Source organism: Stenotrophomonas sp. YIM B13575 (genome assembly GCF_042787595.1).
GTDB lineage: Bacteria > Pseudomonadota > Gammaproteobacteria > Xanthomonadales > Xanthomonadaceae > Stenotrophomonas > Stenotrophomonas lactitubi_B.
Window position 1 is genome coordinate 1 of sequence record NZ_JBHZOP010000118.1, and the last position, 14053, is coordinate 14053.

The following is a 14053-nucleotide window of genomic DNA, read 5'->3' on the forward strand; positions in this document are numbered from 1 at the left end:
ATCGCGTTCCGCCGGGCATGGCCCGGCGCTACCAGGGCTTGTGGGCAACCGATTCATCGGTAGCGCCGGGCCATGCCCGGCGGAACGCGGAGTTCACCGCGGCACGTCCACCACATTGTTTAGCCGCGTCACTTCCTCACCGCCGTCGGCCAGCGCAACGCGCACGCGCAGGCCACTGCGATCACCAGCCGGCAACGGCAACGACACCACCGTCGTCTTCGGCAACAGGTCAGTCGGTGCAGCCATCGCCGGCACTTCGGTGCGTGCGATCTCGCGGCCCCGTGCATCTTCCAGCACCGCCACGCCCACGCCGCTGGCCACATGCCCAAGGCCGTGCACCGTCACGTGTACCTGGCGCCCGTCCATCCGCACATCACCACGGCCCACACCCAGGTCCGGGCGTGTTTCCACCGGCGTCCCCGCAGACACACGCTCGAACTCGAATACCTCGGTGCGCCCAGGCTGGAACTGCATCGCAACCGACGCACTCGTTTCCAACTGCACCACGCGTTCGCGCGGCGTGCCGTCGATGCGGCCATCGCCGTCGGCATCCATGCCACTACGCACGCGCCATGACCCGCTGGCCACGTTCCAACCGGTCATGTCAGCGGTGATCACGCGCGCGCCGAGGTTGTGGCTGGTGACCGTGAAGTGCTCGCGCGAGGGCGCATGCACCAGCAGTGCCACCTGTTCGGCGGCACCCTCACGATCGAAGCGCCAGCTGACGGTGTGACCGGGCCAACTCTGGTTGCGCTTCAGGGCGATGCCACCCAGCCGTGCACGCTGCAGGAACTCGCTCGGCGCTTCCACCCGGTCGGACCACCAATGGCCCTCGGTGTTCATGTACGCACGTTGCACCTTGGCCTGCAGGCCATCGGCATGCAGTGCGTCGATGTACTTGCGATCGCCGCTGGCCTGCCAGGCCATCAGGCTGGCGAAGCCGGTCTTTCCGGCATCGGCGTCGGCGGTCAGCAGCGGGTACCAGTCCTGCTGCCGGCCCAGCGCTTCCACGTAGTTCTCGCCGAGGTTGGCCAGCGCGCCGGGCCCGCCGCGTTGCACGCGATAGTCGAGGGCCTGCAGGTACTTCGCATCGCCGGTCCAGCGCCATGCCGCCCAGAACGTGTGCATGGTGTCGCCGCTGCCGGAACCGTTGTTGAGTTCGCCGCCACGGGTCTCGCCGGTCGCCCAGTTGATCTCGTTGGGCAGGGTGAAGCGGCCCTTGTCGTCGCTGCCGGCGTGGGCCAGATAGCCATCGGCCAGGCCGATCACCAGCCGGCGCCCGGTCGCGTCGGCGTTGTACTGGCCCAGCAGGAACGCCGGATGCAGCACCGGGAACGAATACGGCTTCTGCCACTGCCAGTTCGGTTCGCGGTAGACCTTGTTGCCACCGAACCAGTTGCTGGAGAACAGCAGATGACCCTGTGGGTTGCGCAGGATGATGCGCTCGTCGAACGCCTTCACCGTTTCCATCAATCGTTCCAGGGTCAGTGGATCACCCCAGTTGAGGTAGAGCATCGCGCTGTTGGTGTTGATGCCTTCCTCGTAGGCATGCAGCTCATCGGTCTCGATGGTGCTCAGGCCATTGCTGAACATGCCATTGCGGTACACCGCATCGGACAATGCGGTCAGCGAGGCATTCAGGCGGTCCGGCTGCACGCCCATCAGGGCCAGCCCCGGCCATTGCTGGGTCAGGTCGGAATCGTCGGAGATGCCACCACCGAAATCGCCGTAGGCCACCTGGCGCTGATCGATCCACCAGTCGACGAACTGCCGCACCTGGGCCAGATCCTGCACCTGATGGAATGCCCACGCCGGTACACCGTTTGGCACCTCCGGCGCGGTGTACGGTGGTCGGCCCTGGCTGTTGTAGCTGATGTAGTTCCAGTACAACCGGCCCAGTTCGTGGTCCGGGTCCACCCGCAGCAGGTCGCTCAGGTCCGCGTATACGCGCGCATACAGGCGCTGGCGCTTGGAGGTGGTGTGTTCCTCCACCAGGAAGCCCCAGTTGTCGCGCACCTGGTTGAAGCGGTCGGCCACATGCTCCTTGATCGCCTCGGCGCGTGGCTTGAACACCAGCCGCACCTGCGCACCGTCCAGCGACGCCGCATCGAAGCCGGGCGCAGTCGAGGCGATGCTCAGCCACAGGCTGTCGGGCGTCAGGATGCGGTCGCGCAGGTCCAGCCACAACGTGCGCTTCTGCCCGGGCTGCACCGAGACCGAAACATCGATCATGTCGCGCGCCGGCCAGATCGGATCCTTGATGCGGATGTTCAGCGGGATCAGCCCATCGTGCGTGGCCGGCAGGTCCAGTGCGGGGATGTCGATGGCCACGCCGTCCAGGCCGTCATGCATGTTTTCCCAGCTGTAGGCCCAGCTGCGGATCAACGGCTGGTTGGCCGGCGCATCACCCACGCCGGAGGGAATCAGCACGTGCACGATCGGCTTCGGCTGGGCCGGCAGCGTGTCGGCGCTGCGGCGCCGCGAGCCTGCGCCCTTCGGCAGCGCCATCACCGTGCTGCGTTCGGCCAGCGGATAGCGGCCGTCGATGTAACGGCGCAGCGTGTCCAGGTTGGTGTAGTCGGGCAGCGCCTGGCTGTCGATGACATAGGTCTGCTTGACCGTGCCATCGGGCTCGGCGCCTTCGCGCACGTCGTACGCCCAGATTTCCTGGATCGGCGTCTCCTGTTCAACGTTGCTGAAACGCAGCACGCCCCCGGTCTGTGCCGGAATGTCGTCGACGCTGCGCACCACGCCTTGGGGACGCGTTGCCAGCACCTGCGTGGCGTGCGCCGCATCGCGGCCGTGGGCCAGCGTGCCGAACGCCGCACCGCGGATCTCCACACGGTTGACGGTCTCGCCGGCCGGAACGGTGAGGTCCAGATGCTGGCCGCTTTCCACGTAGGTGTTCCAGTCCGGCAACTGGAAGTAGTCGTTGCGGCCGGGCAGCCGCGAGCGGTTGTAGACACCGGGCCAGGTGGTTTCGGCGATGCCGTCGGTGGCCTTCCACATCCACGCCTTCATATCGCGGGTATCGGCAAATTCGATCTTGCGGATGCGCGTGCTGGCTGCGGTCAATGCCGGTGGCGGTGCGCCGTCCCAGCCGAAGCGATGACGCCAGGCGCGGTCATCGCTGGCGCCGGCAACGGCGCTGGTGACGGCCTTGCCACGCGCGAGCGCACTGACGGCCGCAGCATCAAGCATGCGGTCGTACACGCGGATGTGCTGGAAATCACTGCCGCGCAGGAAGTTGTAGCGGCTCTGCACCTGGTAGGGCGCCATCACCCGTCCGGCCAGGCCGAGCTGGTCCAGGGCCGCATCGTAGTCACCGCTGGCCTGCACACGCGCCACCTCGCGACCATCGACGAACAGGCGTACGCCCTGGTCTTCATCCCAGGCGAAGGCCAGGTGCAGCCACTGGTCCGCGCGTGGCGGCGTGTCCATGCGGAACGACACACGCGTGCGGGCAAGGTTGGCATCGGTGACGAACGCATCGAAGCCATGCCCGTTCCAGTCGATGCGCAGCCAGGCCATGTCCCAGCTGCTGTGGTCGGCATAGCCGACGCGGAAGATCACGAACGGTGCATCGCCCACCGCGTAGCGCGCGCGCCAGTCGAAGGCGAGGGTGCCGCGCTGGGCGAGGATGTTGCCGGGCGCATCCCAGGCCAGTACGCCGTCGTCCTGCCATTGGATCGCCTTGCCGCGTGCTCCGTCGTCGACGATGTCGACCTTGTCGCGGAAGTTCGGCACCGCCTCACCCTGCGCCACCACGGCCTCAAGACCCTTGCCGGCATCGACGTGGAACAGCAGCGTGGGTGCATCGGTAGCGGCCATCGCGGGGCCGGCAGCCAAGGCCACCGCCAGCAACAGGCAGCGGGACAGGGTCGAGCGGTGCGGCATCAGGCGTTTCCTTTCAACGGGCGACGGCCGGCAAGGGCCGCCGGACCGTAGCAAGGCCACGCCGCGACGGCACCTTGCGGCGCAGCAGCGGTCGTGGCGAACGACGGCGTGCCGGGTGGCACGCCGCCGGCGTTGCTCAGAACTTGTAGCGCAGCCCCAGCAGGTACTGGCGGCCGGTCTCGGTGTACTGCAGCGGCAGGCGACCGGTCAGCGGCGAGTACACCCACTCGTCGGACGCCTCGTTGGTCAGGTTGATGCCTTCCAGGCTCAGTTCCAGCTGGTCGCTGATCTTGTAGCGGATGGACGCATCGAACACCGTGGTACCGGTCATGCCGTGGTAGCCATCGAGGTTGAAGCCGGTTTCCTGGCCCGGTGCCTGGGTCAGGTAGTCATCGCGGTTGGTGGCCGAGATGCGCCCGGCGAACTTCTCGCCTTCATAGAACAGCGTGGCGTTCCACGACGACTTCGACAGGCCGGTCAGGTCGGTCTTCATCACCGGCTGCCCGGCCGCGTTGATGTACTGGATCTTCGATTCCACCCAGGTGTAGTTCAACTGCACGCCCAGGTTCGCCCACTTGCCCGGCAGGAAGGTGAAGGGCTGGGTGTAGTTGGCCTCCACGCCGTGCAGTTCGCCGCCGGGGGTGTTGACCGGCTTGCTGTAGGTGAAGTCATCGGTGGCCGAGGCGCCGGTGCCGACCAGCAGCGAAGCCGGCAGGCCGCTGTCGCTGTACGGGCGCACTTCGCGGGTGGTCTGCACGAAGCTCTCGATGTCCTTGTAGAACAGGCCGATGCCGGCCATCGCGCCTTCGGCGAAGTACCACTCGAAGCCGAGGTCGACATTGGTCGCACGGATCGGATCCAGTACCGGGTTGCCACTGGAAATGGTGCGTGCGCCACCGGCCACCGCCACCGTCGCGCCCGGCGTCAGGCTGCCCAGCCCCGGACGGCTCATCACCTTGGCCGCACCCAGGCGGATGAGGAAGTCCGGAGTGACTTCAGCCACCAGGTTGAACGAGGGCAGGGTGTCGTCGTAGGTGCGGCTGACCGTGGTTTCGACGGTGCCGTTGGCCAGCGTCGACTGCCCGGTGGACGACTGCTTGGTGCGCACGTAGCGCACGCCGAAGTTGCCCGACAGCGGCAGCGAACCCAGTTCGGTGGAGAACTCACCCATCAGGTAGGCGCCACGGTCCTTCTCTTCAACGCTGCGCACGTTGTTGGCGCGCGGGGCAACGGCGAAGGTGCCGCTGTTGCTGTAGATGTCCAGCTGTTCGGCGATCGCATCCAGGTCGGGCACGACCCAGTTCGACGGACTGCCGCTGATGCCCTTCAGTCCGGCCTGCTCGGTCAGGTTCACCGGCACGATCTTGCTGCCGCCGGCGAAGTTGGGCACGGCCAGTTCGCTGGCGCGGCGCAGTTCGACCGTCTTGAACGTGTAGTCCTTGGCCAGCACGCCGCCCTTCAGGCGGAAGCCCGGGCTGATGTTCCAGTTGAAGTCGATCTGGCCGGTGTCGAAGTCGTTGTCCACGTACTGCGGACGCAGGCGGATCTCGGCCAGTTCCCAGCCGTTGGGATTGGTCGGGTCGATGCCGTAGTTGAGCACCGGCGCACGGCTGTTGCCACGGTAGTCGTAGCTGTAACCCTTGACGTCGTACTTGTCCATGATGACGGTGGTCTGCACCGGGTTCTCGTGCTTGGAGCGCGAGATGCCGAGCTTGCCGGACAGGGTGAAGTCATCGCCGAAGCGGTGCTGGCCGTTCAGCGCGATCTGCTTGAACTCGGTGCTCCACTCGTCGTGGCGGTTCTCGGTGCGGATGTCGACGTTGTCGAATTCACCGTAGAGCAATGCGTTGTCGCGGATCTCGCCGTTCTTGACGATGGTGGTCGGCTTGCCCGACAGGCGTGCGCTCGCATTGGCGCCGCGGCTGAAGGAGATCGCTTCGATGTAGTGCTCGTCGCGCGTCGCATCGATCTTCGAGTACAGCGCATCCAGCGAGATCTCGGTGGCGTCGTTCGGCTTCCACTGCAGCGAACCGGTTACGCCCAGCCGCTTCTGTTCGTGTTCCATCTGCACGTAGCGCGGGAAGCGCGGATGGAACACGTTGGCGCCACGCGCGGCGGCGAACGGCGAGGACGCGGCGAAGTTGCCGTTGCTCGGGCCGTTGGCCCAGCGGCCGGTGTTGGAACCTTCCTCCAGCGCCTGGCGCTCGGAATAGGCCACCGACAGCAAGGCGCCGAAGGTGCCATCGGCGAAGGTGTTGGAGACCAGCGCGGCGATGCGCGGGTCGGCCTTCTCGGCCATCGCGTTGTAGCTGGCCTGGCCACTGGCGGCGAAGGTGAAGCCGTCGTAGTCGAACGGACGCGCGGTGCGCAGATCGACGGTAGCGCCCAGCGAGCCTTCCTCGACGTCGGCCGAGGCGGTCTTGCGCACCAGCAGCTGCGAGAACAGGTCCGAGGCGAACACGTTGAAGTCGAAACCACGGCCGCGGTTGGTGCCGCCGCTCTGGTCGCCGGCGCCGACCGTGGTCAGCGCTTCCATGCCGTTGATGCGCACGCGGGTGAATTCCGGGCCGAGGCCACGCACCGAGATGTTGCGGCCTTCGCCGGCCTCTCGGGTGATGACCACACCGGGGATGCGCTGCAGCGACTCGGCCAGGTTCAGGTCGGGGAACTTGCCGATGTCTTCGGCAACGATGGCATCGACCACGCCGGCTTCGCCGCGCTTGATGTCCAGCGCCTTCTCCACGCTGGCGCGGTAGCCGGTGACGGTGACCGTATCCAGGTCGGTGGCGTTCGGGTTGGCGCTCTGCTGCTGCGCGCCGGCGTTGCCTGCCAGGGCCAGTGCGACGGCCATCGCGAGCAAGGTAACCGGTGTCTTTTTTTCATGATTCCGAGAATGCATGCCTTTCCCCTCTCCCAAAGGTCTGGTATCGCGGCTGTTTCAGCGTGATGACACCGCTGGTCAGGCCGGACGTTAACAGCACGTTCCCGATCCGGCATCTTGCACCGCAACAGATCTGAAATGTCTCCAAGACGCTTGCAGGACAATGCTTCCAACAGTTTGGTAGGCTTAGGGCAAGGCTGGGCGGGATTGAAATGACACCGCTAGCCAAATCCACGCCCCACGCGTGGTCCACAACCACGCCGCCCAGTGTCACATGCGGGCGGCACGCGTGAAGGAGCAGAAATGGGTCGTATCGTGTGTTTCGGGGAATTGCTGCTGCGCCTGGGTGCACCCGGTCGCGAACTGCTGCTGCAGTCGCCGCAGCTGCAGGTGCACGTCGGCGGCGCCGAGGCGAACGTGGCTGTCTCGCTGTCCCGCTTTGGACATGACGTGGCCATGGTCAGCACCGTCGCCGGCAACGCGCTCGGCGCGCATGCGCTGGCCGAACTGCGCCGGCATGGCGTCGATACGCGCAGCGTGCGCGAGGATGCCGACGGCCGCATGGGCCTGTATTTCCTGACCACCGGCGCGGTGCAACGGGCCAGTGAAGTGGTCTATGACCGTGCCGATTCCGCATTCGCCAACAGCACCGCCGCCGACTACGACTGGCCGGCGCTGCTGAAGGGCGCGCAGTGGCTGCACCTGTCCGGGGTCAGCCCGGCGCTGGGTCCGGACGTGGCCCAGGCCACGCTGGCTGCAGCGCGCGCCGCCCGTGCGCTGGGCGTGCGCGTGTCCTTCGACGGCAACTTCCGGCCGAAGCTGTGGCAGCGCTGGGGCGGTGATGCGCAGGCGATCCTGCACGAACTGTTCGCGCAGGCCGACATCGTGTTCGCCGACTACCGCGATATCGAAGTCATCCTCGGCCAGCGGTTCGAACAGGCCGACGTGGTCGCGCGCGTGGAAGCGGCAGCCGCAGCGGCATTCGACGCATTCCCGCAGCTGCAGTGGCTGGCCTGCACCCAGCGGCAGACGCTGAGCGTGGACCACCATGCGCTGGGCGCGCTGCTGCTGGGCCGCGATGGCACCCGTGCGCAGGCACCGGTGCGCCAGCTGCAGGGCATCGTCGACCGCATCGGCGGTGGTGATGCCTTCGCGGCAGGCATCCTGCATGGCATCCTGTCCGCCTTCGATGCCGACGCCACCGTGCGCTTCGGCCTGGCCGCCGGGGGCCTGAAGCACTCCATTCCCGGCGATTTCAATCCCGTCAGCGAAGCTGATGTGTTGGCCCTGATGGGCGAGGAGCGATTCGATGTCCGGCGCTGATCCACGCGTTCGTGCGGTACTGAAACTGGCACCGGTGATTCCGGTGTTCACCCCCGATGACATCGACGATGCGGTGCAGGTCGCGCAGGCACTGTTCCGTGGTGGCCTGCCGGTGATCGAGGTGACCCTGCGCACGCCACGCGCGCTGGAGGCCATCAAGGCCATGGTCGAAGCGGTGCCGGATGCGGTGATCGGTGCCGGCACTGTGCTCGATGCTGCACAGATGCAGGCCGTGAAGGAAGCCGGCGGCCGCTTCGCGGTATCGCCCGGGGCGACGACACGGCTGTACGCCGCCGCACGCGATGCCGATCTGCCCTACCTGCCGGGTGTGGCTACCGGCTCGGAGCTGATCGTCGGCCTGGAACATGGCCTGGATACCTTCAAGTTCTTCCCCGCCGTGCAGGCCGGGGGTGCCGCGATGCTGTCGGCATGGCACGGCCCGTTTGCTGATGTGCGCTTCTGCCCGACCGGCGGCATCAGCGCGCAGACCGCCAGCCAGTTCCTGCACCTGCCCAACGTGCTGTGCGTGGGCGGCTCCTGGCTGACCACCGCCGCGCTGATGCAGACCCGCGACTGGGACAGCGTCGAGCGCCTGGCGCGCGAGGCCGCGGTGCTGGCCAGCTGATTCCTTGGCCCCTGCTGGAGCCGGGCACAGGCCCGGCGCCAGCGCATCCGCTCAGCCGCGTGGCGTACCCAGCCGCCGATACAGAGTGCTGCGGTTGATCCCCAGCCGCTTGGCGGCCACGCTGACGTTGCCCTGGCAATCAGCCAGCGCCTGACGCATGGCCGCCTCGGCGATTTCTTCCAGCGCACCGCTGGCAGGCAGTGCTGGCGCGGCCGTCGTGCCAGCACGTACGTCCGCCGGCAGCAGCTGCGGATCCACCGCTTGACCCGGCTCAGCCAGGGCGGCCAGCGTACGCAGGCAGGCGCTCAGCTGGCGCAGGTTGCCGGGCCAGGCATGGGCCAGCAGTGCTGCGCGCGCCTGCGCAGACAACACGTGGCCCTGTCCCAGCCGCTGCCACAGGGCATCCACCACGGCACCGCGATCAGGATGCTGCCGCAGCGGTGCCAGGGTCACCACGTGGTCGGCGATGCGGTAATACAGATCCGCACGGAAGCGACCGGCGTCCACCGCCTGCGGCAGTTCGCAGTGGCTGGCGCAGACCAGCGCGAAATCCAGTTTCACCGGCTTGCCACCGCCCAGCGGTGACAGCTCGCGCTCCTGCAGCACGCGCAGCAGACGCGGTTGCAGCGCCAGCGGCATGTCGCCGATCTCATCGAGGAACAACGTGCCGCCCTCTGCCTGCCGCAGCAGGCCCGGGCTGCCCTGGCGGCGTGCACCGGTAAAGGCGCCGTCCTCGTAACCGAACAGTTCTGCTTCGATCAGGCCTTCCGGCAACGCCGCGCAGTTCACCGCGACGAAGGGCTTACCGGCACGCGTGCTGCGTGCGTGCAGTTCGCGCGCGAAGACTTCCTTGCCGGTGCCGGTCTCGCCCTGCAGCAGCACCGGCAACCCGGCCTGCAGCACACGCCCGGCGGTGGCCAGCTGCTGTTGCTGTGCGGTATCGAACAGTGGCCCCTGCGCGCGAGCCGGCAACGGCGCGGTCGCCGCCGGCGTGGCCACACTGCGTCGCGACGCGCGTGCTTCGCGCACGCCGTACAGACGACGACCCTGGCGATCAAGCAGCACGCCGTCATCGGCCAGCCGTGACAGCGGTTGTTCGAACAGTGCTTCGTACGGCGTGCGGCCGATGTCCTGCCGATCGAGCCCGAACAGGGACAGGCCGGCACGATTGGCTGCGACCAGGCGACCGCCGCGGAAGCCGAGCACACCCTCGCGCGCACTGCCGAGCAGCGCGGGTTGATGATGCAGGCGCAGCAGCTCGCAGTCGGCCAGGCCGTCGGCGAAACCGCGGTGCTCGATCTGCGCTACCGCCTGCCGCACCAGCGCCAGCGCGTGCACGTGTGGCAGCCGCGCGTCGCCCGAAACATCGAGCACACCCAGGCACTGCCCGTAGGGATCGAGGATCGGCACCGCCGAACAGGTGAGGATGCCGTGCGGCGCGAAGTAGTGCTCGCCGCCACGCACCTGCAGCGCGCGCCCGTCGACCAGCGCGGTGCCGATCGCGTTGGTGCCGACCGTGCCCTCGTCCCAGCGCATGCCCGGCATCAGTGCGACACGACCGGCCTTGTCGAGGAAACCGGTGCTGCCTTCAGCGTCGAGAATCCAGCCGTCTTCATCGGTCAGCAGCACGATGCTGCCGCTGTGGGTCATTTCCGCCGCCAACCCATCCAGCTCAGGGCGCGCCTGTCGCCACAGGCGCTCGCGGCGCTGGCGCAGTTCGCGCAGGCGGTGGTCGGTCAGTGGTTCGGCGGCCGGCTGCGCATCCACCAGCAGGCCGTGCCGCTGGCAGCGTTGCCAGGAATGCAGGATCGCCTCCGGCACCGCGCCGACCGGGGCAGCGCCGCGCTCGAAGAAACTGCGCCGGGCACTGCCCAGGCGGGGATCGGGAGCAAGCGGGGACACCGACAGCCTCCTGTGTCGCACATTGCGACAGTTGTTGCGGGACCTGTCCCGATTAACAGCACACCCCGCGCCGGCCTGCAACGGCCGCGCTTGCTGCACTGCCGCAGCCTGCGCCACACGATGACCGATGGCCGGGCGATGAAGGCGTGATGCAGCGCAGCAGGCCAGGGTTGGCATCGTCCTTGCGCCTGTGGAGGTACCACGCCCATCGCAGGAACCGCCATGAACGCCCTACCGTCCACCCGCCCGCATGCCACCGATCCGCGCTCCCTGTTCAAGCCGCGCTATGGCAACTACATCGGTGGCGAATGGATCGCCCCGCGCAGCGGCCAGTACTTCGACAACCTCTCGCCGGTGAACGGCCAGGTGTTCACTGAAGTGGCCCGCTCCAACGCCGAGGATATCGACGCCGCACTCGATGCCGCGCACGCCGCCAAGGACGCCTGGGGCCGCACATCGGCCGCCCACCGTGCACTGCTGCTCAACCGCATCGCCGATCGCATCGAACAGAACCTGGAACTGCTGGCCCATGCCGAGACCTGGGACAACGGCAAGCCGATCCGCGAGACGCTCAACGCCGACGTGCCGCTGATGGCCGACCACTTCCGCTATTTCGCCGGTTGCCTGCGCGCGCAGGAAGGCAGCCTGTCGCAGATCGACGACGACACCGTGGCCTACCATTTCCACGAACCGCTGGGCGTGGTCGGGCAGATCATTCCGTGGAACTTCCCGCTGCTGATGGCGGCCTGGAAGCTGGCGCCGGCACTGGCCGCGGGCAACTGCGTGGTGCTCAAGCCAGCCGAGCAGACTCCCGCGTCGATCCTGGTGCTGATGGAGGTGATCGGCGACCTGCTGCCGCCGGGCGTGCTCAACGTGGTCAACGGCTTCGGCCTGGAGGCGGGCAAGCCGCTGGCCAGCAGCCCGCGCATCGCCAAGATCGCCTTCACCGGCGAGACCTCCACCGGCCGCCTGATCATGCAGTACGCCAGCCAGAACCTGATTCCGGTGACGCTGGAACTGGGCGGCAAATCGCCGAACCTGTTCTTCGCCGACGTGATGGCCGAGGACGATGATTTCCTCGACAAAGCCGTGGAAGGCTTCGTCATGTTCGCCTTCAACCAGGGCGAGGTCTGCACCTGCCCGTCGCGCGCGCTGGTGCAGGAATCGATCTACGAACGCTTCATGGAGCGCGTGCTGGAACGCGTGGCAGCGATCCGGCAGGGCAATCCGCTGGACCCGAACACCATGGTGGGTGCGCAGGCGTCGGCCGAACAGCTGGAGAAGATCCTGTCCTACATCGCCATCGGCCGCGAGGAAGGCGCCGAGGTGCTGATTGGCGGCGACAAGGCTGCGCTCGGTGGCGACCTGGCCGGCGGCTTCTATGTGCAGCCGACCGTGTTCAAGGGCCACAACGGCATGCGCGTGTTCCAGGAGGAGATCTTCGGGCCGGTGGTGTCGGTGACCACCTTCAAGACCGAAGAAGAAGCGCTGCAGATCGCCAACGACACGCTGTACGGGCTGGGTGCCGGCGTCTGGAGCCGCGATGCCGCGCGCCTGTACCGGGTGGGCCGTGCGATCCAGGCCGGGCGGGTATGGACCAACTGCTACCACGCCTACCCGGCACACGCCGCGTTCGGCGGCTACAAGCAGTCCGGCATCGGCCGCGAGAACCACCGGATGATGCTCGACCACTACCAGCAGACCAAGAACCTGCTGGTCAGCTACGCACCGAAGAAGCTCGGCTTCTTCTGATTCTGAGGATTGATCGGGATCAAGGCGCGGGCATGGGGCCGGCGCCATCCTGTCTGCAAGCGCACTACGGAGAAGCACGCATGAACAGAACCATGAAGGCCGCCGTCGTCCGTGAGTTCGGCAAGCCGCTGGTCATCGAAGAAGTCGTGGTACCGCGCCCGGGGGCGGGCGAGGTGCTGGTCAAGATCGAGGCCTGTGGCGTCTGCCACACCGACCTGCACGCCGCCGAGGGCGACTGGCCGGTGAAACCGAACCCGCCGTTCATCCCCGGCCACGAGGGCGTGGGGCACGTCGTGGCCGTGGGAGGCGGGGTAGGGCACATCAAGGAAGGTGACAGGGTCGGCATCCCCTGGTTGTACTCGGCGTGTGGCCATTGCGAACACTGCCTGGGAGGCTGGGAAACGCTGTGCGAAACGCAGCGCAATACCGGCTACTCGGTCAACGGCGGCTTCGCCGAGTACGCACTGGCCGATGCCAACTATGTCGGCCTGCTTCCGAAGGAAGTGGGCTTCGTGGAGATCGCGCCGGTGCTGTGCGCGGGCGTCACCGTGTACAAGGGCCTGAAGGTCACCGACACCAAGCCCGGTGATTGGGTGGCCATTTCCGGCATCGGCGGCCTCGGCCACATGGCCGTGCAGTACGCCCGCGCGATGGGCCTGAACGTTGCAGCGGTGGACGTGGACGACGCCAAGCTGGCCCTGGCAAGGCGCCTGGGCGCGCAGGTCACCGTCAACGCGCGCACCACCGATCCGGCCGCGTTCCTGAAGAAGGAAATCGGCGGCGCGCATGGTGCACTGGTCACCGCGGTTTCGCCCAAGGCGTTCGAACAGGCGCTGGGGATGGTCCGTCGCGGCGGCACGGTCTCGCTCAACGGCCTGCCTCCGGGCAACTTCCCGCTGGACATCTTCGGCATGGTGCTCAACGGCGTCACCGTGCGCGGCTCGATCGTCGGCACCCGCCTGGACCTGCAGGAGTCGCTGCGGTTCGCCGCAGAAGGCAAGGTTGCGGCAACGGTCAGCACCGACCGCCTGGAGAACGTCAACGAGGTGTTCGCGCGCATGCACGCCGGCACCATCGAAGGCCGCGTGGTGATCGACTTCGCTGCCTGACCCCCTGTGCATGGCCGCCGTGCCCGTTCCCCTCTCCCACGGGCACGGCGGCCATGCCGATCCACCGGCAGCGCCGGGCAGCCTGGCGGCCGTACAATGCGCGCATGCCCGGCACGCTCAAGACCATCTTTCTCTCGTTGCTCGCCCTGATCGGCGCGCTGCTCGCGCTGGCCCTGGTCAGCAGTGCCGCCGGCTGGCTGCCGTCGCTGCTGGGCCTGACGCCGGGAAGCGAGGCGCAGCTCGGCTGGGACCTGGCGTTCACCGTGCTCGGCGGCATCGCCGCCATCGCCTTTGCCACCTACTACGCGCCGTGCTGGCCACGTGCGCATGGCACCTCGATCTGGTCGTTGCTGGTACTCGGCGCGGGCTATGGCCTGTGGATGATGGGGGGCGATTTCCCACAGTGGTTCGTCATCGGCCTGCTGGTTTCGCTGCCGGTGCAGTTGCTGGTCGGCTGGTGGTTCGGTCGTCGCGCATCGCGCGATCCGCGCTGAGCGGATACCGGTAGTGCCGGCCGCTGGCCGGCCACCTCGATGATCCTGCAGTTGCCGGCCAGCGGCCGGC

The 14053-nt window shown here is 67.5% G+C and carries 8 protein-coding genes; 5 read left to right on the forward strand and 3 right to left on the reverse strand.

Going from position 1 to position 14053, the window contains the following annotated elements; genetic code table 11:
• Positions 1–93: 93 nt before the first annotated feature.
• Both ACFX4F_RS17215 and ACFX4F_RS17220 read right to left on the reverse strand, forming a co-directional pair.
• The gene (locus tag ACFX4F_RS17215) at positions 94–3897 is read right to left on the reverse strand and encodes a LamG-like jellyroll fold domain-containing protein (protein WP_380657398.1); all 3804 of its coding nucleotides are present in this window, start codon (positions 3895–3897) and stop codon (positions 94–96) included.
• Positions 3898–4033: 136 nt separating this feature from the next.
• Complete coding sequence (locus tag ACFX4F_RS17220) at positions 4034–6796, reverse strand: TonB-dependent receptor (protein WP_265951059.1); 2763 nt, start codon at positions 6794–6796, stop codon at positions 4034–4036.
• 285 nt (positions 6797–7081) lie between these two features.
• Between ACFX4F_RS17220 and ACFX4F_RS17225 the strand changes: the two genes are divergently transcribed.
• Together ACFX4F_RS17225 and eda are read left to right on the forward strand one after the other, a co-directional pair.
• Positions 7082–8101, forward strand: coding sequence for a sugar kinase (locus ACFX4F_RS17225; RefSeq protein ID WP_380657400.1), 1020 nt, complete (start codon positions 7082–7084; stop codon positions 8099–8101).
• Complete coding sequence (gene eda, locus ACFX4F_RS17230; protein ID WP_380657402.1) at positions 8088–8726, forward strand: bifunctional 4-hydroxy-2-oxoglutarate aldolase/2-dehydro-3-deoxy-phosphogluconate aldolase; 639 nt, start codon at positions 8088–8090, stop codon at positions 8724–8726. The genes ACFX4F_RS17225 and eda overlap by 14 nt, the downstream gene beginning before the upstream one ends.
• Before the next feature lie 51 nt (positions 8727–8777).
• Here eda and ACFX4F_RS17235 read toward each other — a convergent pair whose 3' ends face one another.
• On the reverse strand, positions 8778–10628 hold the full coding sequence (locus ACFX4F_RS17235) for a sigma-54-dependent Fis family transcriptional regulator (protein ID WP_380657404.1): 1851 nt from the start codon (positions 10626–10628) through the stop codon (positions 8778–8780).
• Between the two features lie 222 nt (positions 10629–10850).
• On the opposite strand from ACFX4F_RS17235, the gene adh reads away from it, so the two are divergent.
• The 3 genes from adh to ACFX4F_RS17250 all read left to right on the forward strand — a co-directional run bounded on the left by adh (position 10851) and on the right by ACFX4F_RS17250 (position 13983).
• The gene (adh, locus tag ACFX4F_RS17240; RefSeq protein ID WP_380657406.1) at positions 10851–12380 is read left to right on the forward strand and encodes an aldehyde dehydrogenase; all 1530 of its coding nucleotides are present in this window, start codon (positions 10851–10853) and stop codon (positions 12378–12380) included.
• An 80-nt stretch (positions 12381–12460) separates the two neighbouring features.
• Positions 12461–13489, forward strand: a complete 1029-nt coding sequence (gene adhP / locus ACFX4F_RS17245) for an alcohol dehydrogenase AdhP (protein WP_380657408.1) — start codon at positions 12461–12463, stop codon at positions 13487–13489.
• A gap of 104 nt (positions 13490–13593) precedes the next feature.
• On the forward strand, positions 13594–13983 hold the full coding sequence (locus ACFX4F_RS17250; protein ID WP_380657410.1) for a hypothetical protein: 390 nt from the start codon (positions 13594–13596) through the stop codon (positions 13981–13983).
• The last annotated feature ends 70 nt before the right edge of the window (positions 13984–14053 follow it).

Bases quoted from the DNA above. Each gene is read 5' to 3' on its own strand.
- ACFX4F_RS17220 (WP_265951059.1), bottom strand. From the start codon at position 6,796: ATGCATTCTCGGAATCATGAAAAAAAGACACCGGTTACCTTGCTCGCG.
- adh (WP_380657406.1), top strand. From the start codon at position 10,851: ATGAACGCCCTACCGTCCACCCGCCCGCATGCCACCGATCCGCGCTCC.
- ACFX4F_RS17225 (WP_380657400.1), top strand. From the start codon at position 7,082: ATGGGTCGTATCGTGTGTTTCGGGGAATTGCTGCTGCGCCTGGGTGCA.
- adhP (WP_380657408.1), top strand. From the start codon at position 12,461: ATGAACAGAACCATGAAGGCCGCCGTCGTCCGTGAGTTCGGCAAGCCG.
- ACFX4F_RS17250 (WP_380657410.1), top strand. From the start codon at position 13,594: ATGCCCGGCACGCTCAAGACCATCTTTCTCTCGTTGCTCGCCCTGATC.
- eda (WP_380657402.1), top strand. From the start codon at position 8,088: ATGTCCGGCGCTGATCCACGCGTTCGTGCGGTACTGAAACTGGCACCG.
- ACFX4F_RS17215 (WP_380657398.1), bottom strand. From the start codon at position 3,897: ATGCCGCACCGCTCGACCCTGTCCCGCTGCCTGTTGCTGGCGGTGGCC.